This window comes from Marichromatium bheemlicum (genome assembly GCF_012276755.1).
Classification (GTDB): domain Bacteria; phylum Pseudomonadota; class Gammaproteobacteria; order Chromatiales; family Chromatiaceae; genus Marichromatium; species Marichromatium bheemlicum.
Genome location: NZ_JAAXKX010000011.1, coordinates 96955 through 117555, shown reverse-complemented (window position 1 = coordinate 117555; position 20601 = coordinate 96955). Strand labels below are relative to the sequence as shown.

General features: G+C 67.7%; 21 protein-coding genes. 15 read left to right on the top strand and 6 right to left on the bottom strand.

Translation table 11 applies throughout. From position 1 onward, the window contains the following. Positions 1–142: 142 nt before the first annotated feature. From tsf to rnhB, 14 genes are all read left to right on the top strand, one after another. Positions 143–1030, top strand: coding sequence for a translation elongation factor Ts (gene tsf, locus HF203_RS09500; protein WP_168669018.1), 888 nt, complete (start codon positions 143–145; stop codon positions 1028–1030). Between the two features lie 72 nt (positions 1031–1102). Beyond that, the gene (pyrH, locus tag HF203_RS09495; protein WP_168669016.1) at positions 1103–1831 is read left to right on the top strand and encodes a UMP kinase; all 729 of its coding nucleotides are present in this window, start codon (positions 1103–1105) and stop codon (positions 1829–1831) included. A 1-nt stretch (position 1832) separates the two neighbouring features. After that, the gene (frr, locus tag HF203_RS09490; protein ID WP_168669014.1) at positions 1833–2390 is read left to right on the top strand and encodes a ribosome recycling factor; all 558 of its coding nucleotides are present in this window, start codon (positions 1833–1835) and stop codon (positions 2388–2390) included. A 59-nt stretch (positions 2391–2449) separates the two neighbouring features. Next, a complete protein-coding gene (gene uppS / locus HF203_RS09485; RefSeq protein WP_343043903.1) occupies positions 2450–3211 on the top strand; it encodes an undecaprenyl pyrophosphate synthase in 762 nt (253 codons plus the stop codon). A gap of 4 nt (positions 3212–3215) precedes the next feature. Continuing rightward, positions 3216–4046, top strand: coding sequence for a phosphatidate cytidylyltransferase (locus HF203_RS09480; protein ID WP_246221719.1), 831 nt, complete (start codon positions 3216–3218; stop codon positions 4044–4046). Next, entirely contained in the window at positions 4047–5234 is a 1188-nt protein-coding gene (ispC, locus tag HF203_RS09475) for a 1-deoxy-D-xylulose-5-phosphate reductoisomerase (protein ID WP_168669009.1), read from the top strand. A 6-nt stretch (positions 5235–5240) separates the two neighbouring features. Next, positions 5241–6602, top strand: coding sequence for an RIP metalloprotease RseP (gene rseP / locus HF203_RS09470; RefSeq protein WP_168669007.1), 1362 nt, complete (start codon positions 5241–5243; stop codon positions 6600–6602). A gap of 78 nt (positions 6603–6680) precedes the next feature. Continuing rightward, positions 6681–9011: an outer membrane protein assembly factor BamA gene (gene bamA / locus HF203_RS09465; protein ID WP_168669005.1), complete on the top strand. Its 2331-nt coding sequence runs from the start codon at positions 6681–6683 to the stop codon at positions 9009–9011. Positions 9012–9060: 49 nt separating this feature from the next. Next, positions 9061–9549 carry an OmpH/Skp family outer membrane protein gene (locus HF203_RS09460; protein ID WP_168669030.1) on the top strand — a complete coding sequence of 163 codons (489 nt, stop codon included), beginning with the start codon at positions 9061–9063 and terminating at the stop codon, positions 9547–9549. A gap of 40 nt (positions 9550–9589) precedes the next feature. Further along, positions 9590–10636, top strand: coding sequence for a UDP-3-O-(3-hydroxymyristoyl)glucosamine N-acyltransferase (lpxD, locus tag HF203_RS09455; RefSeq protein WP_168669003.1), 1047 nt, complete (start codon positions 9590–9592; stop codon positions 10634–10636). Next, positions 10636–11136: a 3-hydroxyacyl-ACP dehydratase FabZ gene (gene fabZ / locus HF203_RS09450; protein WP_168669001.1), complete on the top strand. Its 501-nt coding sequence runs from the start codon at positions 10636–10638 to the stop codon at positions 11134–11136. Before lpxD ends, fabZ begins: the two co-directional genes overlap by 1 nt. Continuing rightward, positions 11133–11903: an acyl-ACP--UDP-N-acetylglucosamine O-acyltransferase gene (gene lpxA, locus HF203_RS09445; protein WP_168668999.1), complete on the top strand. Its 771-nt coding sequence runs from the start codon at positions 11133–11135 to the stop codon at positions 11901–11903. Before fabZ ends, lpxA begins: the two co-directional genes overlap by 4 nt. A gap of 33 nt (positions 11904–11936) precedes the next feature. After that, positions 11937–13094 (top strand): lipid-A-disaccharide synthase, encoded by a 1158-nt coding sequence (lpxB, locus tag HF203_RS09440; protein WP_168668997.1) that lies wholly within the window; start codon positions 11937–11939, stop codon positions 13092–13094. Continuing rightward, on the top strand, positions 13091–13675 hold the full coding sequence (gene rnhB / locus HF203_RS09435; RefSeq protein ID WP_168668995.1) for a ribonuclease HII: 585 nt from the start codon (positions 13091–13093) through the stop codon (positions 13673–13675). Before lpxB ends, rnhB begins: the two co-directional genes overlap by 4 nt. Positions 13676–13872: 197 nt before the next feature. Here rnhB and HF203_RS09430 read toward each other — a convergent pair whose 3' ends face one another. The 6 genes from HF203_RS09430 to ubiG form a co-directional block, all read right to left on the bottom strand. Continuing rightward, on the bottom strand, positions 13873–14367 hold the full coding sequence (locus HF203_RS09430; RefSeq protein ID WP_168668993.1) for a DUF4124 domain-containing protein: 495 nt from the start codon (positions 14365–14367) through the stop codon (positions 13873–13875). A 328-nt stretch (positions 14368–14695) separates the two neighbouring features. After that, entirely contained in the window at positions 14696–16015 is a 1320-nt protein-coding gene (locus HF203_RS09425) for an MFS transporter (protein WP_168668991.1), read from the bottom strand. Between the two features lie 12 nt (positions 16016–16027). Then, a complete protein-coding gene (locus HF203_RS09420) occupies positions 16028–16768 on the bottom strand; it encodes an SDR family NAD(P)-dependent oxidoreductase (RefSeq protein ID WP_123140401.1) in 741 nt (246 codons plus the stop codon). Positions 16769–16885: 117 nt separating this feature from the next. Beyond that, entirely contained in the window at positions 16886–17695 is an 810-nt protein-coding gene (locus HF203_RS09415) for a squalene/phytoene synthase family protein (RefSeq protein WP_168668989.1), read from the bottom strand. Continuing rightward, positions 17692–18375, bottom strand: coding sequence for an HAD family hydrolase (locus HF203_RS09410; RefSeq protein WP_168668987.1), 684 nt, complete (start codon positions 18373–18375; stop codon positions 17692–17694). The genes HF203_RS09415 and HF203_RS09410 overlap by 4 nt, the downstream gene beginning before the upstream one ends. Further along, positions 18362–19087: a bifunctional 2-polyprenyl-6-hydroxyphenol methylase/3-demethylubiquinol 3-O-methyltransferase UbiG gene (ubiG, locus tag HF203_RS09405; RefSeq protein WP_168668985.1), complete on the bottom strand. Its 726-nt coding sequence runs from the start codon at positions 19085–19087 to the stop codon at positions 18362–18364. The genes HF203_RS09410 and ubiG overlap by 14 nt, the downstream gene beginning before the upstream one ends. Positions 19088–19289: 202 nt before the next feature. Here ubiG and glyA point away from each other — a divergent pair, with 202 nt between their 5' ends. Then, complete coding sequence (gene glyA, locus HF203_RS09400; RefSeq protein ID WP_168668983.1) at positions 19290–20546, top strand: serine hydroxymethyltransferase; 1257 nt, start codon at positions 19290–19292, stop codon at positions 20544–20546. Positions 20547–20601 lie beyond the last annotated feature (55 nt).

The window sequence follows — 20601 nt, the reverse complement described above, 5'->3', positions numbered from 1 at the left end:
CCCCCCCCCCCCCGGGGGGGGCGGGGGGGCGCGGCCCGCCCCCCAAATTACCCCCCCCCCCCCCCCCCCCCCGCTTGGGGGGGGGGCCCTTTCCGAGATTCCGATTTCAATCGCCCGCAGGGGCGACAGAGGTAGCTTAGACATGGCGATTACCGCGGCATTGGTGAAGGAACTGCGTGAGCGCACCGGCGCTGGCATGATGGAGTGCAAGAAGGCGCTGGTGGAGAGCAACGGCGACATCGAGGCGGCCATCGAGGCGATGCGCAAGTCCGGCCAGGCAAAGGCGGCGAAGAAGTCCGGCCGTACCGCAGCCGAGGGTGTGGTGATGATCGCCATCGCCGAGGACGGCAAGCGCGGCGTGCAGCTCGAGGTCAACTGCGAGACCGACTTCGTTGCCAAGGACTCCAACTTCGAGGCCTTCGCCGAGGCCGCCGTGGCCACTGCGCTCGACAGCGATGCGGCCGATGTCGAGGCCCTCGCCGCGCTGCCGCTCGCCGGTGATGCCGAGTCCACCGTCGAGAGCGCCCGTGCCGCCCTGGTCGCCAAGATCGGTGAGAACATCCAGCTGCGTCGCCTGGTGCGCTTTGATGACGTCGAGGGGACCCTGCACAGCTATCGCCACGGTGCACGTATTGGCGTGGTGGTCGAACTCGTCGGTGGTGACGCCGCCCTCGGTCACGACATTGCCATGCACGTGGCGGCCACCAAGCCGATGTGCGTCAGCGCCGATCAGGTGCCGGCCGAGTCGCTGGCCAAGGAACGCGAGATCTTCAAGGCACAGGCGCTCGAGAGCGGCAAGCCCGAGGCGATCGTCGAGAAGATCATCGAGGGTCGGGTGCGTAAGTACCTCGAAGAGGTCACCCTGCTCGGTCAATCCTTCGTCAAGGATCCCGACCAGTCGGTCGAGAAGCTGCTCAAGCAGGCCGGTGCCCAGGTGCGCCGTTTCTCGCGCGTCGAGGTCGGCGAGGGCATCGAGAAGAAGACCGAGAACTTCGCCGAGGAGGTGATGGCCCAGGTTCGCGGCAGCTGATCGTCTGCTGTATCCTGAGCCAACATCAAACGCTTCTTCTCCCGACCGCAACCCTGACGAGGTACACCGGGCATGACCGCCGCCGCCCCAGCCTATCGACGCATTTTGCTCAAACTCAGCGGTGAGGCGCTGATGGGGGGAGGGGCGCACGGCATCGACCCGGATGTCCTCGAGCGCTTCGCCTGCGAGGTCCGCGACTTAGCCGCCGATGGCATCCAGGTCGCGCTGGTCATCGGTGGCGGTAACATCTTCCGCGGCGCCGGTCTGGCGGCGCGGGGCATGGATCGCGTCACCGGTGACCAGATGGGGATGCTGGCCACGGTGATGAATGCCTTGGCGATGCAGGATGCGCTCGAGCGTCTGGGGGTCTCCTGTCGGGTGATGTCGGCGCTGAAGATCAACCAGGTGTGCGAGGACTACATTCGTCGCCGCGCCATGCGTCATCTCGACAAGGGGCGGGTGGTGATCTTCGCCGCCGGCACCGGTAACCCCTTCTTCACCACCGATTCAGCCGCCAGCCTGCGCGCGATCGAGGTCGGCGCCGAACTGCTGGTCAAGGCGACCAAGGTCGACGGCATCTATTCCGCCGACCCGGTCCAGGATCCCGACGCGCGCTTCTATAGCCGGATCAGCTACGATCAGGCGCTGCGCGAGGGTCTCAAGGTCATGGATACGACGGCGATCGTGCTCTGTCGGGACCATGGAATGCCACTGCGTGTAATGAACATCAACGAGTCGGGTGCACTGTTGCGGCTGGTCCGCGGCGAGGACATCGGCTCGCTGGTCGTAAGCGGGAACTAACATGATCGACGATATCAAGAAAGACGCTGCAGACCGCATGGCCAAGAGCGTCGAGGCGCTGTCGCACGAACTGGCGAAGATTCGCACGGGTCGTGCCCATCCCTCGCTGCTCGACCACATCATGGTCTCCTACTACGGCTCCGATGTGCCGATCCGCCAGGTCGCCAACATCAATGCCGAGGATGCTCGCACCATCAGCGTGGTGCCCTGGGAGAAGGGCATGGTGCAGGCGATCGAGAAGGCGATCATGCAGTCCGATCTCGGTCTCAACCCGAACTCCGCCGGTACCGTGATCCGCGTGCCGATGCCGCCGTTGACCGAGGAGCGCCGTCGCGACCTGATCAAGGTCGCTCGCAACGAGGCTGAGCAGGCACGCGTGGCGATTCGTAACATCCGCCGCGATGCCAACAATGAGCTCAAGGAGCTGGTCAAGGAGAAGATGATCTCCGAGGACGACGAGCGCCGCGGTCAGGAGATCGTACAGAAGCTCACCGACCAGAACGTCAAGGAGATCGACGCAGTCCTGGCCGAGAAGGAAGAGGACCTGATGTCGATCTGACCCGACACGGTGCCAGGCTGTTCTTAAGTATTGTGGAAACTGCAACGTCTCCCGGCGTTATCGCCGTCCCCGAGACCCCGGTACCCGAGCATGTCGCCATCATCATGGACGGCAACGGGCGCTGGGCAAAGCGGCGAGGGAAGCCGCGTACAGCTGGTCACCGCGAAGGCGTCAAGAGCGTGCGCGCGGTGGTCGAGGAGAGCGTGCGACGCGGTATCGGTACGCTGACCCTGTTCGCCTTTAGTAGCGAGAACTGGCGTCGCCCGCCCTCCGAGGTCAACATCCTCATGGAGTTGTTCATGAGTGCGTTGCGCGGCGAGGTGCGGCGGCTGCATCAGCATGATGTGCGGCTGCGCGTGATCGGTGAGCGCACGGCCTTTCCCGAACGCTTGCAGCAGCGTATCGCCGAGGCCGAGCAACTGACCGCCGACAACAATGGCCTCAATCTCCAGGTGGCGGCCAATTACGGTGGGCGTTGGGACATCATCCGTGCCGCCCGCCAGCTCGTCGCCGATGTCCAGGCCGGGGTGCTCGACCCCGCCAGTATCGATGAATCGGCGCTCTCCGAACGCCTCTCCTTTCCCGATCTCCCCGAGCCCGACCTCTTCATCCGCACGGGTGGAGAACAACGCCTGAGCAATTTCATGCTCTGGCAGTCGGCCTACTCGGAGCTCTTCTTCAGTCCGGTGTTGTGGCCGGACTTCGATGCCTCGGCCTTTGCCGAGGCGCTCGATTTCTACGCCGGCCGTCAGCGCCGCTTCGGCCGCACCGGCGAGCAGGTCGAGGCGCTGAGCGCGGTCGGTCGCTATGGACGGGGTTGATTGCATGGCCGTTGCAACGACAAGCGCGCTGCGCCAGCGCACGCTCACCGCATTGGCTCTGGTCCCGCTGGTCATCGGCGCGGTGCTGTGGCTGCCGACGCCGCTGTTTGCGCTGGTCCTGGCCGGGGTGATCGGGATCGGTGCTTGGGAATGGGCGACCCTCGCCGGCGTTGCCGATCAGCGCCTGCGGGCGCTCTATCCGCTGCTCGTGGGCGGCGCCATGATGCTGCTCTGGTCATCCCCACAAGGGCTGTTGTGGTTGACCATCGCCAGTGCGCTGTGGTGGCTGTGGCAGACCTGGCGACTGTTGCGAATGCGTCAGATCGAGTCTGGCGTCGGTGTTGATCTGCGGCTGCTGGTCGTCGGCCTGCTGGTGCTGATCGCCCCCTGGGCGGCGCTGACGACACTGCACGACGCCTCCGGTGGGCCGGCGCTGGTGCTCTTTCTGCTGTTCGTGATCTGGAGCGCCGATACCGGCGCTTATTTCGTCGGGCGGCGCTGGGGGCGCACCAAGCTCGCCCCGGTGCTCAGCCCCGGTAAGACCCGCGCCGGGGTCTATGGTGGTGTCCTGGGGGCGGTGCTGTGCGCGCTGGTGTTCGCCTGGCTCCAGGGGCTCGCGCCGCTGCATGGCCTCCTGCTGCTGTTGGTCAGTGCCGTCACCGCACTGATCTCGGTGACCGGGGATCTCTATGAAAGCCTGCTCAAGCGCCGCTGTGGCGTGAAGGACTCGGGCCAGCTCCTGCCCGGCCATGGCGGCATGCTCGATCGTATCGACAGCCTGACCGCGGCCGCGCCCCTGTTCCTGTTGGGCACTACCTTGATCGGAGTTCGATAAGTGATAGGCGTGACCGTACTTGGCTCGACGGGGTCGATCGGGGTCAGCACGCTCGACGTGCTCGCCCGCCATCCCGACCGCTTCCGGGCCGTGGCCCTGACCGCCAACACCGATGCCGAGCGCATGGCCGAGCAGTGCCGTGCGCACCGTCCGCTGTTTGCGGTGATGGTCGATCCCGCCGCCGCCGCACGGCTACGTGCGCTGCTCGCCGACATGCCCGGCCGGCCCGAGGTGCTCGAGGGTGTCGAGGGACTCGAGCAGGTCGCGGCGATGCCCGAGGCCGACTATGTGATGGCCGCCATCGTCGGTGCCGCCGGGCTGCGTCCGACCCTGGCCGCCGCGCGCGTCGGCAAGCGGGTGCTGCTCGCCAACAAGGAGTCGCTGGTGGTCGCCGGTGCGCTGCTGATGCAGGCCGTCGCCGACAGCGGCGCCGAGTTGCTGCCGATCGACAGTGAGCACAACGCCATCTTCCAGTGCCTGCCGCCGAACTTTGCCGACGGGCTCGAGCGCGTCGGGGTCGAGCGCATCCTGCTCACCGCCTCCGGCGGACCCTTCCGTGACTGGTCGATCGAGCGCATCGCCGGCGCCACCCCGGAGCAGGCCTGTGCCCATCCGACCTGGGCGATGGGGCGCAAGATCTCGGTCGATTCGGCGACGATGATGAACAAGGGGCTGGAGGTGATCGAGGCCTGTTGGCTGTTCGGCACCGATACCCGTCACATCCAGGTGGTGGTGCACCCGCAGAGCATGATCCACTCGTTGGTGCAGTACACCGACGGTTCGGTGCTCGCCGAACTCGGCAACCCCGATATGCGTACCCCGATCGCCCAGGCCATGGCCTGGCCCGAGCGCTTCGCCTCCGGGGTTGAGCCGCTCGATCTGTTCGCCGTCGCCCGGCTCGATTTCCAGGCCCCGGACTTCGAGCGCTTCCCCTGTCTGGCGCTGGCCTTCCAGGCCGCCGAACAGGGCGGAACGGCGCCGGCGGTGCTCAACGCCGCCAACGAGGTCGCGGTGGCCGCCTTCCTCGACGGGCGTATCGACTTCCCCGGTATCGCCGCCGTGGTCGGTGGTACCCTCGAGGCCATCCCCAATGCCTCGGTCGAGGGCGTGGATGTCGCCTTCCTGCTCGAGGTCGACCGCCAGGCGCGCGAACGCGCGGAACTGTTCGTCAGACAGCGGGTCAGCTAGTCGCATATGGATCTTCTCTTCACCATCGTCGCCTTCATCGTCGCCCTCGGGATCCTGATCGCGGTCCACGAGTTCGGCCACTTCTGGGTCGCGCGACGGGTGGGGATCAAGGTGTTGCGCTTCTCGATCGGTTTCGGTCGACCCTTGTTGCGTTGGCGCGGTGGCGACGAGACCGAGTACGTGATCGCCGCCATCCCGCTCGGCGGTTATGTACGGATGCTCGACGAGCGTGAGGCGGCGGTCGACGAGGCCGAGCGGCATCGCGCCTTCAACCGTCAGCGGCTGTGGAAGCGCACTGCAGTGGTGGTCGCCGGGCCGCTGTTCAACCTGCTCTTCGCGGTGCTCGCCTACTGGGGGCTGTTCGTCGCCGGTGACACCGGGCTGCGTCCGGTGATCGGCGAGGTCGCCGCCAAGTCGGTGGCCGCAGAGGCCGGCTTTGCCCCCGGTGACGAGCTATTGCGTATCGGTGATCGCCCGGTGCAGAGCTGGGAGACGGCGCTGTTCGCCCTCACCGCCGAGGCGCTCGAGGGTAAGGCCGTGGCGGTCCAGGTGCGCGAGCAGGATGGTGCCGAGGCGATGCGCGTATTGCCGGCCGCGGCTCTGGCTGCGATCGCCGAGTCGCCCGATCTGGTCGACCGGCTCGGGCTCGAACCCGAGCGCCCGCGGGTGGCGCCGGTGATCGGTCGAGTGGTGGCCGGGGAGCCGGCCGAACAAGCCGGGTTCATGCCTGGGGACCGCATCCTCAGCGCCGATGGGGTCGTCATCGCCGGTTGGCGTGATTGGGTCGACTGGGTGCGCGAGCGCCCGCAGACACCGATCACCGTCGAGATCCTGCGTGCTGGCGAGCCGCTGTCGTTGACGGTGATCCCGCGCGCGGTGGAGGACGCCGAGGGTGGGCGCACTGGCCGCATCGGCGCCGGGGTCGAGATGCCCGAGGACCTGATGGCCGACTATCGCGTCGAGGTCCATTACGGCCCGATCGAGGCACTCGGCAAGGCTGCCGACAAGACCCTGGACACCAGCGTGATGATGCTCAAGGTGGTCGGGCGGATGCTGGTCGGCCAGGCCTCGGTGGAGAACCTCAGCGGCCCGATCACCATCGCCGAGACCGCTGGGCGGACGGCCAGCTACGGGCTCGATGCCTTCGTCAAGTTCCTTGCCGTGGTCAGTATCAGCCTCGGTGTGCTCAACCTGTTGCCGATCCCGATGCTCGACGGCGGTCACTTGGTCTACTTCCTGATCGAGTGGGTCAAGGGCAGCCCGCTCTCTGAGGGTGCGCAGCTACAGGCGCAGAAGTTCGGGTTGGTGGTGTTGGCGGGGCTGATGTCGCTCGCCTTCTATGTCGATCTGTCCCGGCTCTTTGGCTAGATCCTCGCGATCCCTTATACTAGCGCCCCTCGACCGTCGACTGCGTCGCACACTCGGCTCGATCCAGAGGACTCTCTCTTGCGCGCGATATCTCCGAATCCACGCGGCCGCGTCCGGCGACCGATCCTGCTGCTCGTCCTGCTGCTGACGACTCCCGTCTCGGCGTTGGCCGAGGTGTTCCAGATCGCTGACATCCGTGTCGAGGGGCTGCAGCGTATCGCCCCGGGAACGGTGTTCAACTACCTGCCGGTGCAGGTCGGCGACACCGTCGGCGACGGCGTCACCGGCGGCATCATCCGCTCGCTCTATCGCACCGGCTTCTTCGACGACGTCCGCGTCGAGCGCGACGGCAACGTGCTGGTGCTGTGGGTGCGCGAGCGTCCGGCGATCGCCGAGATCGAGATCGTCGGTAACAAGGACATCGAGACCAAGGCGCTCGATGCCGCGCTCGCCGACATCGGCCTCAAGGAGGGGCGGGTGTTCAACCGCTCGGTGCTCGATCGTATCGAGCAGGAACTCGAGCGTCAGTACTTCGCGCGTGGCAAGTACGGCGTGTTGGTACAGTCGACCGTCTCACCGCTCGAGCGCAACCGCGTGGCGGTGCGCATCGAGATCACCGAGGGGCTGACCGCGCGCATCAAACAGATCAACATCATCGGCAACGCCGCCTTCAGCGAGAAGGCGTTGCGCCAGCAGTTCGAGCTGGGGCCGACGCGTTGGAGTTCGTTCTACTCGAAGAACGACCAGTACTCCAAGCAGAAGCTCGCCGGTGACCTGGAACGGCTGCGCGCCTTCTATCTCGATCGCGGCTACATCAAGTTCGAGATCAAGTCGACCCAGGTCTCGATCAGCGCCGACAAGCAGGAGATCTATGTCACCGTCGTCATCGACGAGGGTGAACCCTACCGCATCAGCGACATCCAGCTCGCCGGCGAGCCCTCGGTCCCGACCGAGAAGCTCTTCCCGCTGATCGAGCTTAAACGCGGCGCGTTGTTCTCGCGCAAACACGTCACCGAGAGCGCCGAGCGCATCTCTAACCTGCTCGGCGACGAGGGCTATGCCTTCGCCAACGTCAACACCGTGCCCGAGATCGACGAGGAGGCGCACGAGGTGGCGGTAACCTTCTTCGTCGACCCCGGTAAGCGTGTCTATGTTCGTCGCGTCAACATGAAGGGCAATACCCGCACCCGCGACGAGGTGCTGCGGCGCGAAATGCGACAGCTCGAGACCGCCTGGTTCTCCGCTGACCTGGTGCGCAAGTCGCGCGAACGGCTGCAGCGGCTCGGTTACTTTGACGATGTCAGCATCGAGACCCCGCCGGTCCCTGGCTCGCCCGATCAGGTCGACGTCGACGTCACCGTCGAGGAGAAGCCCGCGGGCAACCTCGCCGCCGGTATCGGCTTCTCGCAGTCGCAAGGCATCTTGCTCAACGCCAGCGTCACCCAGAACAACTTCCTCGGTACCGGCAAGCGCGTGGCGCTCGCCTTCAACACCAGTACCGCCAACCGTCGCTATCAGCTCGCCTACACCAATCCGTACTACACGGTCGATGGCATCAGTCGCGGCTTCAACCTCTCCTACCAGGAGACCGACTACGACGAGCTGATCGGCGCTGACTACTCCACCGACGTCGGTGTCGCCGGTTTCTCCTTCGGGTTGCCGATCTCCGACACCAGCCGTGCCGGACTCGGCATGCGCTACCAGTACACCGACTTCTCGCCGGGCGAGTCCGACCTCGCCCAGGACTTCGTCGCGCGTAACGGCAACACCTTTAACGACCTCGTGATCTCGGCGAGTTACTCCAACGATTCGCGTGATACGGCGCTGTTCCCGACCCGTGGGTCGTTACGCACCCTGCGCGCCGAGGTCGCCCTGCCGGGCAGCGATCTGGAGTACTACAAGCTGACCTATCGCGATCAGCTCTATATCCCGCTGACCTCGCGCTTCGTCTTCTCGCTCAGTGGCGACATCGCCTATGGCGACGGCTATGGCGATGTCGATGTCCTGCCCTTCTTCGAGAATTTCTACGCCGGTGGTCCGCGCTCGGTGCGTGGCTGGCAGGCCAACACCCTGGGACCGCGCGAGCTGAGGACCAACGACCCGGTCGGCGGTAACCTCAAGCTGGCCGGTAGCGTCGAGCTGTTCGCCCCGCCACCGGTCGGTGGCGAGTTCGAGAAGACGCTGCGACTCGGCGCCTTCTTCGATTTCGGCAACGTCTGGCTGACCGACGACTCCTCGCTGGTCGACAACACCGGTTTCGACCTCGGCGACCTGCGCTACTCGGCAGGCTTGTCGGTGAGCTGGCTCTCACCGGTCGGGGCACTGTCGGTGAGCGTGGCCTATCCGCTCAACGAGAAGGATGGCGACGAGACCCAGGTGTTCCAGTTCGGGTTCGGCCAGACCTTCTGATCCAAAGGAGGGTAGCGTGAATTTGCGTCTCATCGTCTCGCTCGCCTTGTTGCTGGGGACGGCCCAGCTCCAGGCCGAGGAGGATCTCGAGGGCTATCGCATCGCGGTGGTCGATCCCAACCGGGTGGTCGAACAGTCGCCCCAGTACGATGCCGCGGGTGATGCCCTGCAGCGCGAACTCGAGGAGCGCGAGCGTACCCTGCGTGAGCAGCAGGAACAGATCGCTGCGCTGCAGCGCAAGCTCGAGCGCGACGGTCCGCTGATGAGTGAGAACGAGATCCAGCGGCTGCAGAACGACATCCGCAGCCGCACCCGCAAGCTGAAGTATGCCCGCGACGAGTTCCAGGAGGACTTCGTGCTGCGCCAGAACGAGCTGCGTACCAAGCTGGCCCGCCAGGTCCAGGAGGTGGTCGTGGAGCTGGCCAAGGAGCAGGAGATCGACCTGGTGATCACCGAGGGCGTGGTCTACTTCAGCGATCGTATCGATATCTCCGATCTGGTCATCGAACGCCTCAAGGCGGAGTTCGAGCAACGGTGACCGACGCCTAGCGCGCGCCGGCCGCCCAGAGGTGAACCCCTTGGAAATCAGTTTGAAAGAACTCGCGGCGCGCCTCGGCGCGTCGCTGCGTGGTGATGGTGAGATCCGTCTCACGCGCGTCGCTCAGCTGACCGACGCGACCCCGGACAGCCTGAGCTTTCTCGGCGATCCGAAATATCGTCGACACCTGGCCGAGACCCATGCCGGCGCGGTGATCCTCACCGCCGCCGACGCCGAGCATGCCCCCGGCGCGGTGTTGGTCAGCGACAATCCCTACCTCACCTTCGCCCGTGCCGCGCGCATCCTCCACCCGCGTGATCCGGTCGTCGGTGGTGTACACCCCAGCGCCGTCGTCGACCCCACCGCGCGGATCGATCCCAGCGCCTGGATCGGCCCACTCTCCGTGGTCGAGGCCGAGGCCGAGATCGGCCCCGGGGCATTCGTCGGTCCGAGCTGCGTCATCGGGCGCGGAGTCCGGATCGGTGCCGAGTCGCGTCTGGTGGCGCGGGTGACCCTGTGTGAGGGCACGGTGGTCGGCGCGCGCGCGCTGCTCCACCCTGGCGCGGTGATCGGTCGCGAGGGCTTTGGTTTTGCCAAGGACGGCGAACGTTGGGAACGTCTCCCCCAGATCGGGCGGGCGGTGCTCGGCGATGACGTCGAGATCGGCGCCAACACCTCGGTCGATCGCGGTGCGATCGGCGATACCCGGATCGGCGACGGGGTCAAGCTGGACAACCACATCCAGATCGGCCACAACGTCGAAATTGGCGACAATACCGCCATCGCCGCCAACACCGGGATCTCGGGCTCGACGCGGATCGGGCGTAACTGCACCATCGCCGGGGCTGTCGGCATGGCCGGTCATCTCGAGATCGGCGACCATGTCCACTTCACCGGGATGGCCATGGTGACCCGCTCCTTCCCCGAGCCCGGGCTCTACAGCAGCGGCATCCCGGCGATGCCGAGCGCGGAGTGGCGGCGTAATGTGGCGCGCTTCAGACACCTCGACGAGCTGACGCGCCGAGTCAAACAGCTAGAGGCAAGCATCAAAACAATGAAACAGACAACAGGGCAGGGGGATTGCTGATGGCGGGATCTCAGGTTGCGCCGGTGGATTCCGCGCAGATGCAGGACGCAGGCAAGACGATGGACATCCACAAGGTGATGAGTCTGCTGCCGCATCGCTATCCCTTCCTGCTGGTCGATCGGGTGCTCGACTACAAGGTCGAGGAGTATCTGATCGCGATGAAGAACGTCTCCTTCAACGAGCCCTTCTTCACCGGCCATTTCCCAGTGCGTCCGGTGATGCCGGGTGTGCTGATCGTCGAGGCCATGGCCCAGGCCACGGGGCTCTTGGCGATGGCCTCGCGTCCCGAGGAGGTCAGCGAGAAGTCGCTCTACTACTTCGTCGGCATCGACAAGGCGCGTTTCAAACGACCGGTCGAGCCTGGTGATCAGCTGATCATGGAGGTGCGGCTGGGGCCGGTGCGCCGCGGTATCTGGAAGTTCGACGGCGAGGCCCGGGTCGATGACCAGGTGGTCGCCACCGCCGAGATCATGTGTACCGCCCGGGACTTCACTGCTTGATCCATCCCAGCGCCCTCGTTGACCCGGGCGCCCGCCTCGACCCCGGGGTCGAGGTCGGCCCCTTCGCGGTGATCGGCCCCGAGGTCGAGATCGGCGCCGGGACCCGGATCGGTCCGCACGCGGTGGTGCGCGGGCGGACCCGGATCGGGCGCGACAACCGCATCTTCCAATTCACCTCGATCGGCGAGGATCCGCAGGACAAGAAGTACGCCGGCGAGCCGACCCGGCTGGAGATCGGCGATCGCAACCAGATCCGCGAGTTCGTCACCATCCACCGTGGCACCATCCAGGATCAGGGTGTGACCCGGATCGGCGACGACAACCTGCTGATGGCCTACACCCACGTCGCCCACGACTGCCGTATCGGCAACGACGTGATCATGGCCAACGCCGCCTCGCTCGGTGGTCACGTCGAGGTGCAGGACTGGGCGATCCTCGGCGGCTTCACCATCGTCCACCAGTTCAGTCGGCTCGGTGCCCACAGTTTCTGCGCGATGGGGACCGTGCTCGGGCGCGACGTGCCGCCCTATGTCACCGTCGGAGGGCATCCCGCCGCCCCGCACGGTATCAACAGCGAGGGGCTGCGTCGGCGTGGTTTCGAGGCAGCGGCCATCCAGGCGATCAAGCGCGCCTATCGCACCCTCTATCTCGCCGGACTCAGACGCGAGGAGGCGCTCGAGCGCATCGCCGCGATGACCACCGAGACCCCTGAGCTGCGCCCACTGATCGACTTCATCGCCGCCAGCGCGCGCGGCATCGTGCGCTGACCTCGGGTCGCGCCCCCCTGCGGAGCCTCTGTCATGCTGACCATCGGCATCGTCGCCAACGAACCCTCGGGCGACCTGCTCGGCGCCGCCGTGGTGCGTGAGCTGCAACGCCAGCTCGGTGACACCCGGGTGCGCTTCGTCGGCGTCGCCGGACCACGGATGCAGGCGCTCGGCTGCGAGAGCCTGTTCGAGATGGAGCGGCTCTCGGTGATGGGCCTGACCGAGGTGCTCGGCCAGCTGCGTGAGCTGCTCGGGCTGCGCCGCGAGCTGCTGCGCTTCATGCTGCGCGAGCGCCCGGCGGTGCTGATCGGGGTCGATGCCCCGGACTTCAACCTCGGGCTCGAGCGGCGCGCGCGGCGTGCCGGCATCCGTACCGTGCACCTGGTCAGCCCCACTGTCTGGGCGTGGCGACCGGGGCGGGTCAAGGGGATCCGCCGCGCCGTCGACCTGATGCTCAGTATCTTCCCCTTCGAGGAGCGCTTCCTGCGCGAGCACGGGGTGCCGGCGCGCTATGTCGGCCACCCGCTGGCCGACGAGATCCCCTTCGAGGTCGATCGCGCGGTCGCCCGCGCCGAGCTTGGGCTCGACCCCGAGGCGCCGCTGGTGGCGCTGCTCCCGGGCAGCCGCATGGGCGAGGTCGAGCGCCTCGCCGCGCCCTTTATCGAGACCGCCCGCGCGGCCCACGCCGCACGGCCCGGGCTGCGGTTCGTGGTGCCGTTGATCAACACCCGGGTCGGTGAGCGCTTCCGCGCCGAGCTGCGACGCTGCGCCCCGGAGCTTCCGCTGACCCTGCTCGAGGGCCAGGGACGCGAGGCGATGAGCGCCGCCGATGTGGTGCTCACCGCCTCGGGGACTGCGACCCTGGAGGGACTGCTGCTCGGACGGCCGATGCTGGTCGGCTACCGTCTCCATCCGCTGACCTATCACCTGGTCAAGCAGCTCGGGCTGGTCAAGGTGCCGCACATCGCCATGGCCAACCTGCTTGCCGGGCGCGAACTCGCCCCCGAGTTCGTGCAATCGCGCTGTCGCGCCGAGCTGCTCGCCCCGGCGCTGCTCGAGCTGCTCGACGACCAGGCGCGTCGCGCCGAGATCGAGCGCGAGTACGCGCGTATCCACCGTGACCTGCGCTGCGACGCCGCCCGTGAGGCCGCGCGCGCAGTGCTCGACCTGATCGGAGAGACCCCGAGATGACCGCCCCCGTCCTCACCGCCGGCGTCGACGAGGCCGGCCGCGGCCCGCTCGCCGGCCCGGTCGCCGCCGCCGCGGTGATCCTCGACCCCAGCCGCCCGATCGCCGGACTCGACGATTCCAAACGGCTCAGCGCCAAGCGTCGCGAGGTGCTCTATGACGCTATCCGCGAACGTGCCCTGGCCTGGTCGCTGGCCTGGGGTAGCGTCGAGGAGATCGAGACACTCAACATCCTCCACGCCTCGATGTTGGCGATGCGCCGCGCCGTCGAGGGGCTGGCCATCGCGCCCGAGCTGGTGCTGGTCGACGGCAACCGCTGTCCAGAGCTGCCCGCGGGGCTGGAGGTGCGCGCCGTGGTCGGCGGTGATGCACTGGTGCCCGAGATCGCCGCCGCCTCGATCATCGCCAAGGTCGCTCGCGACCGGCTGATGCTCGACTACGAGCGTGATTACCCCGGCTACGGCTTCGCCGGCCACAAGGGCTATCCCACCCGCGCCCATATCGAGGCCCTCCAGCGCCTCGGCCCCTGTCCCACCCACCGCCGCGGCTTCGGCCCGGTCAAGCGACTGCTCGAGGCGGGGTAATCGGGGTGGGGCGGGAAAGCCGCCAGCGGATTGAACCGCAAAGCTGCAAAGGACGCAAAGGGGAATAAGCCGCCAGCGATCAGCCGCCAGTGGGTACAGACCCGCGCTGCCTGTGGCCTCACGCCGACATCACACATCATGCACTTTGCGCGCTTCGCGCCTTTGCGGTTCAATCCTGGCGGCTTCGTCCCGTCGTACTATCCCGGGTGCGGGGTCAGCCGGAAGCCCGGTTTGGTCTCGGGTTCCGGTTCGGGCGGTTGCGGTCGGGGGTGGGGTGGTCGCACCCAGGGTGGTGGGCGACGCGGCGGTGGGGTGAGGTAGATCGCCGGTGGGGCCGTCGGACGTGCCGCCTCGATCTCGGCGCGGCGCTCGGCCGCCGCCGCGCGGCGTTCCTCGGCCTCGACGCGCCGCTCCTCGAGTTCGCGCGCCCGGCGTGCCTCGGCCTCGGCGCGATCGCGCGCGCGTTCCTGCTCCAGTTGCGCGCGGATGCGTGCGGCGCGTGCCTCGGAGGCCTCGGCCTCGGCGCGGTCGACCGGCTCGGTCTCGACCCGGCGCGCGTGCTCGCCACGCTCGCAAGGCGATTGCTGATAGCGCACCCCGGTTGCGTCCTCGCAGCGATAGACCTCCGCCCGTACCGGCGCGCAACAGCATGCTGCGATCACCAGCAGTCGCAGATGACGGGATTGGGACATGATGTCCTCCAGCGCTCCGATGACGGTCCGTCGAGCATAAGGGATTTTTCAGTCGCCAGCCGCCAGCCGCCAGCCGCCAGCTATCAGCCTCCAGTCGCCAGCGGATTGAACCGCAAAGCCGCGAAGAACGCGAAGAGGTTCAGGTTGACGGCGACCAGCCGCCAGCGGCTGTCTGTCCTCAAACACTGGCGCCCAAGCCGTGCTGTTGTCGATGGCGCTCGCCCGTGGCGACTGGAGGCTGACTGCTGGAGGCTTTTTTCTCCTTCGCGCTCTTTGCGGCTTTGCGGTTCAACCTTTGCGGTTCAACCTTTCCAGCCGGCGACCTTGTTCAGCCCGGCTCCGAGACCTCGCGCAGTCGCATGACGTAGAGCGCGGCGAACAGTGCGCCGAGGGCGAGGACGAGGATCACGCTGGCGGCGCCGTAGTGGTCGCCGAGCACGCCGATCAGGCCGCCGGCGAGCATCACCACGCCGATCACGGTGTTGCTGACCGCGACCATGGCCGCACGGGTCTCGCTGGTGGCCATGTCGACCAGATAGACCTTGCGACCGAGTCGCACCCCGGCGTGGGCGATGCCGAGCACCAGGAAGAGTCCGGCGAAGGCCAGCGGGTCGGCGAGCAGCGGGCTGGCGCTGGCCGCCAGCGCCCAGGTCAGCAGCCCGATCGCGCCGGCCAGGGCGGCGGCGAGGGCCATCGCCAGACGCGCCGAGCGGTCGCCGAGCCGGCCCCACAGCGGTGCGCTGAGGCTGCCGGCGATACCGTTGGCGATGATCAGCAGCCCGAGGCCGGAGAGGTCGCCGCCGCTCTGCGCCTGTGCCAGCAGGACATAGAAGGGCGGGGCGAGGGCGACGCTCAGCAGCGCCGAGCGGGCGATCACGAAGCGACGGAAGTCAGCATCGCTGCGCAGTAGACCGATGCTCTCGAGCGCGGTCGCGATGGCGTTGCCGCCACCCTCGGTGGCGCCCGGCTGTTCGCGGATCAGGCTGAACACCAAGGCGCCGAGCAGGAAGCAGAGCGCCCCGCCGAGCAGTAGGGCGACAAAGATCAGGATATTGGCGTGGGCGTCGGCGACGAACTGCAGATAGAGACCGAGCGCCAGGGTGGCGAGTCCGGCGACCCCCGCCGAGAGCCCCATCAGGTTGCCGCGCCTGGATTTGGAGACGGTCTTGCCGAGGACGTCCTTGGCCGAGACCGAGCACAGTCCGCGCGCCAGGCTGAAGACCACCAGCAGGGCGATGATGGTCCAGCCGGCGAGCGCGCCCTCCAGGGTCAGCGCGGCGACGGCCATCAGCGCCAGGGCCAGCGCCGAGAGCACCGAGCCGAGGATCCACACCCCCTTGCGCAGCGGCAGGCGGCGGATGTAGGCGGCCACTGCCAGCTGTGGCAACAGCACCCCGGCCTCGCGGATCGGTACCAGCAGGCCGACCAGCAGCCCGGGGGCGCCGAGATAGCCGAACAGCCAGGGCAGGATCAGCTTGGCGCTGGAGAGTTCGTCGGCGACCTTGCTCATCAGGTTGGCGCCGAGATAGACGAAGAAGTTGCGCGGCTGATCGTTGCACGAGGCGCTGGGGATGTCCTTGCAGACACGGGCGTCCTCGTCGCCGGTGATCAGGTCGTAGAGTCCCTCGATCGGGTGGGCCTTGCTCATCACCGCGTCCCGTCAGGCCGTCGGCTGGGCCTGGATGCGCTGCCCGGTGATGCCGCGCCCGGCGGGGCCGAGCAGACGCAGATAGGGCTCGACCACGCTCTCCGGGGCGGGGTGCTGCATCGGGTCCTCGCCGGGATAGAGGGTCGCGCGCATGGCGCAGCGCACCACCCCGGGATCGATGCTGTTGACGCGGATCTGGCCGGCCTCGCTGGTCTCCTCGGCGAGCACCTGCATCAGCCCCTCGAGGCCGAACTTGGCGGCGGCGAAGGCGCCCCAGTAGGCCTTGCCGGTCTGGCCGACGCGATCGCTGGTGAACACCACCGAGGGGTCGGCGGCGGCGCGCAGCAGCGGCAGGCAAGCCTGGGTGAGCATGAAGGGGGCGGTGAGGTTGACCTTGAGCACCCGCTCCCAGTCCTCGGCGTCGTAGTCGTCGATGCGGCTGAGGTAGGGGGTGAAGGCGGCGCAGTGGGCGAGCCCGTCGAGCCGCCCGAAGGTGTCGCCGAGGATGTTGGCCACGGCGATGTAGTCATCCGCGGTGGCCGCCTCGGGGTCGATCGGCAGGATCGCCGGCTGTGGGTGCCCGGCCGCTTCGATGGCGTCGTAGACGGGATCGAGTTCGTGCTCGTCGATCGCCGAGAGCACCACGGTGGCGCCGGCCTCGGCGGCGGCCATGGCGACGGCGCGACCGATGCCCTCGAGCGCGCCGGTGACCAGGATGACGCGGTCCTGGAGTGGTTGGTTCTGTTGTTCCATGGGTCGTGTCTCTCGCTGACTGTTTGGGTCCGACCCGAGTGCTCGCGGCGCCCGGGTCGATGGGTGCGAATGATGCGACAAGACGCCGCCCGTGGCATTGCGTCTTGCCGATATGGCTCAGCGTCGTTGCTCGCGCCAGGCGTGCCAGAGCTTGCGCAGCGGGGGCAGGGCGATGCGCTGGTCGACCACGGCGTAGTCGCTGGCGGCAAGCTCCGCGGCGAGCACCCGGGCGAGCCGGGTGCGGATGCGCACGCTGCGGGCGCGGCAGGCGCCGCGCTGGGCCTCGGTGCGCAGCTGCTCGGCGCGTGCGGCGGTGGTCGCGAGCAGCGCCGGCAGCCGTTCGGGCAGCCGCTCCAGGTCGCTCGGCAGCAGGTCGGCGCTGATGAAATCGAGCTGGCCGCGGCGCCACCACCAGCCGCCGTCGCGGATCCCGGCGATCAGCCGGCAATAGGTGCCGAGTGTGCGTGCCTCGCGCAGTGACTCGGGCGAGCGCTCGCCCTCGCAGCGGGCGAGCAGCTCGAATAGCGCACCGAGGTCGGTCTCGGCGTGCGCGGCCAGGGCCTCGAAGTCTGGCGGAGAGGGCGTGGCGAGGCGCGCGTCCTGGTGGTCGATCACCTCGATGAAGGGCGCGAGCGGCAGCGTCTGCTCGGCGATCAGCGCCGCTAGCGGTGCGCCGAGCGGGTGGGTCGGCGCGCCGCTGGCGCAGCGCTCGATCTCCTCGCGCCACCAGTCGAGCTTGGCCGCACCGATCCTTGCCTCGGAGACCGCGCCGGGGATGACGCGCAGCCGCGCGTGCCACAGCACCAGCAGCGCCAGGGCATCGCGCTGCGGCGTCGGGGCGAAGCGCAGGGCGTAGTAACGGGCGCTTCCGAGCGGGGTGGCGTCGTTGGGGAAGCGCCACGTGGTCTCTGCGGTGGTCGTGCTCATGCCGGGGTCCCAGGCAGCCAGTCGAGCAGTGCGAGCGGGTGGTCGATGGCGCCGTGCGCGTCCCAGCCGCTCGGGTCGTCGTGCGCCCCGAGATAGCCGAACAGGGCGATCAGGGTGCCCATGCCGGCGGCGCGCCCGGCCTGGATGTCGCGCTCGGCGTCCCCCAGGTACCAGCAGCGTTCGGGGTCGACCCCGAGCAGCTCGCAGGCGTGGAGCAGGGGGCGTGGGTGGGGTTTGGGTGTGGGGGTGGTGTCACCGCAGACTACGCAGGCGGCGCGCTCGGCATAGCCGATGCCTTCGAGCAGCGGTCGGGTGAGATAGCCTGGCTTGTTGGTGACGATCCCCCAGGGGATGGCGCGCGCCTCCAGGGTAGCGACCAGCTCGGCCATCCCCGGGAAGGGGGCGGTGTCGCGCACCAGGTCCTCGGCATAGCAGGCGAGGAAGGCGTGGCGCACCGACTCGTAGTCACTGTCACCGGGGCGCAGCCCGAAGCCGACCTCGAGCATGCCGCGCCCGCCGTGCGAGACGAAGGGGCGGATCTCGGCCAGTGGTAGCGGCGCCCGGCCATGGGCCGCGCGCAGTCGGTTGAGCGCGGCGGCCATGTCCGCAGCGGTGTCGGCGAAGGTGCCGTCGAGATCGAACAGCACCGCCGCGTCACGTACCGGCTCAGGCATCGGCATCGTCGCGCACGCAGCTCACCAGATAGTTGACGCTGAGGTCGCTGGCATCGAGCTGGTAGGTCTTGGTCAGCGGGTTGTAGGTCATGCCGCTGAGGTCGGTGGTGCGCAGCGCGGTGCGCCGTACCCAGGCGTCGAGCTCGGAGGGGCGGATGAAGCGCGCGTAGTCGTGGGTGCCGCGCGGCAGCATGCCCATCACGTACTCGGCGCCGACGATCGCCAGCAGATAGGCCTTGGGGGTGCGGTTGAGGGTGGAGAAGAACACCTGGCCGCCGGGGCGTACCAGCCGGGCGCAGGCGTCGATCACCGAGGCCGGCTCGGGGACGTGCTCGAGCATCTCCATGCAGGTGACCACATCGAAGCTCGCCGGGCGCTCGGCGGCCAGGGTCTCGACCGGCACCTGACGGTAGTCGACCTCGACCCCGGTCTCGAGGGTGTGGAGGTCGGCCACGCGCAGCGGCATCGCGCCCATGTCGATGCCGGTGACCTTGGCGCCGCGCAGCGCCATGCTCTCGGAGAGGATGCCGCCGCCGCAGCCGACGTCGAGCACCTCCTTGTCGGCTAGCCCGCTGGCGCCGCGCTCGATGTAGTCGAGGCGCAGCGGGTTGATGTCGTGCAGGGTCTTGAACTCGCTGTCGGGATCCCACCAGCGCGAGGCGAGTTCCTCGAACTTGCTGATCTCGGCTTGGTCGACGTTATGGATGGTATCGGTCATGGTCTTTTCTGGTCCCGGGGTTGGGTGAGACGGGCGCGGGTATCCGGCGTTTGGTCGCCCATCATTCTAAACGACGCGGCAGCGATCTGGCCGAGCCCGGCCGACGCGTCTGCGGGCAGGTGATTTGTCTGCATCCAAGGCGCGACGCGCGTGCCGATCATCCGTTAAACTAACGCGTTTTGCATTGCCCGGAATAATCATCATGTTTGACACCAACATGCAGATCAGCGATTACGACCCAGAGCTCTGGGCTGCCATCCAGGACGAGGAGCGTCGTCAGGAGGACCACGTCGAGCTCATCGCCTCGGAGAACTACACCAGCCCGCGGGTGATGCAGGCGCAGGGCGGGGTGCTCACCAACAAGTATGCCGAGGGCTATCCGGGCAAGCGTTACTACGGTGGTTGCGAGCACGTCGACGTGGTCGAGCAGCTGGCCATCGATCGCGCCAAGGCGCTGTTCGGCGCCGATTACGCCAACGTCCAGCCGCACTCGGGCTCGCAGGCCAATGCCGCAGTCTTCCAGGCGCTGTGCCAGCCCGGCGACACCGTGCTGGGGATGAGCCTCGCCCACGGCGGTCACCTCACCCACGGCGCCAAGCCCAACTTCTCGGGCAAGATCTACAACGCGGTGCAGTACGGCCTCGACCCGGCCACCGGCGAGATCGATTACGCCGAGGTCGAGCGTCTGGCCCAGGAGCACAAGCCGCGGATGATCATCGCCGGCTTCTCGGCCTATTCGCGCGTGGTCGACTGGCAGCGTTTCCGTGACATCGCCGATGCCGTCGGCGCCTACCTGATGGTCGACATGGCCCATGTGGCCGGTCTGGTCGCCGCCGGCGTCTACCCGAGCCCGGTCGCAATCGCCGACGTCACCACCACCACCACCCATAAGACCCTGCGTGGTCCGCGTGGCGGTCTGATCCTTGCCAAGTCCAACCCCGAGATCGAGAAGAAACTCAACTCGGTGGTCTTCCCCGGCACCCAGGGCGGTCCGCTGATGCACGTGATCGCGGGCAAGGCGGTGGCCTTCAAGGAGGCGCTCGAGCCGGCCTTCAAGACCTACCAGCAGCAGGTCGTCGATAACGCGCGTGCCATGGCCGAGGTGTTCATCGCGCGTGGCTTCGACGTCGTCTCCGGTGGTACCGACGACCACCTCTTCCTGGTCAGCTTCATTGCCCAGGGGCTCACCGGCAAGGACGTCGACGCCTGGCTCGGTGCGGCCAACATCACCGTCAACAAGAACGCGGTGCCCAACGACCCGCAGTCGCCCTTCGTCACCAGCGGCATCCGCGTCGGTACCCCGGCGATCACCACCCGTGGCTTCGGCGTCGCCGAGGCGCGTGACCTGGCTGGTTGGATGTGCGATCTGATCGATGCCCGTGGTGACCAGGCCACGACCGAGACGGTTAAGGGGCAGGTGGTCGAACTGTGTCGCCGTTTCCCGGTCTACGGTCGTTGAGGGGCGCGTGTGATGCGGTGGCGAGCGTTGTGAGGACGCGCGCCGCGTGCCGCGT

Excerpts from the sequence above, each read along its gene's own strand:
- tsf (WP_168669018.1), top strand. The coding sequence starts at position 143 with ATGGCGATTACCGCGGCATTGGTGAAGGAACTGCGTGAGCGCACCGGC.
- pyrH (WP_168669016.1), top strand. The coding sequence starts at position 1,103 with ATGACCGCCGCCGCCCCAGCCTATCGACGCATTTTGCTCAAACTCAGC.
- frr (WP_168669014.1), top strand. The coding sequence starts at position 1,833 with ATGATCGACGATATCAAGAAAGACGCTGCAGACCGCATGGCCAAGAGC.
- HF203_RS09480 (WP_246221719.1), top strand. The coding sequence starts at position 3,216 with ATGGCCGTTGCAACGACAAGCGCGCTGCGCCAGCGCACGCTCACCGCA.
- rseP (WP_168669007.1), top strand. The coding sequence starts at position 5,241 with ATGGATCTTCTCTTCACCATCGTCGCCTTCATCGTCGCCCTCGGGATC.
- fabZ (WP_168669001.1), top strand. The coding sequence starts at position 10,636 with ATGGCGGGATCTCAGGTTGCGCCGGTGGATTCCGCGCAGATGCAGGAC.
- lpxB (WP_168668997.1), top strand. The coding sequence starts at position 11,937 with ATGCTGACCATCGGCATCGTCGCCAACGAACCCTCGGGCGACCTGCTC.
- rnhB (WP_168668995.1), top strand. The coding sequence starts at position 13,091 with ATGACCGCCCCCGTCCTCACCGCCGGCGTCGACGAGGCCGGCCGCGGC.
- HF203_RS09430 (WP_168668993.1), bottom strand. The coding sequence starts at position 14,367 with ATGTCCCAATCCCGTCATCTGCGACTGCTGGTGATCGCAGCATGCTGT.
- HF203_RS09425 (WP_168668991.1), bottom strand. The coding sequence starts at position 16,015 with ATGAGCAAGGCCCACCCGATCGAGGGACTCTACGACCTGATCACCGGC.
- HF203_RS09420 (WP_123140401.1), bottom strand. The coding sequence starts at position 16,768 with ATGGAACAACAGAACCAACCACTCCAGGACCGCGTCATCCTGGTCACC.
- HF203_RS09415 (WP_168668989.1), bottom strand. The coding sequence starts at position 17,695 with ATGAGCACGACCACCGCAGAGACCACGTGGCGCTTCCCCAACGACGCC.
- HF203_RS09410 (WP_168668987.1), bottom strand. The coding sequence starts at position 18,375 with ATGCCGATGCCTGAGCCGGTACGTGACGCGGCGGTGCTGTTCGATCTC.
- ubiG (WP_168668985.1), bottom strand. The coding sequence starts at position 19,087 with ATGACCGATACCATCCATAACGTCGACCAAGCCGAGATCAGCAAGTTC.
- glyA (WP_168668983.1), top strand. The coding sequence starts at position 19,290 with ATGTTTGACACCAACATGCAGATCAGCGATTACGACCCAGAGCTCTGG.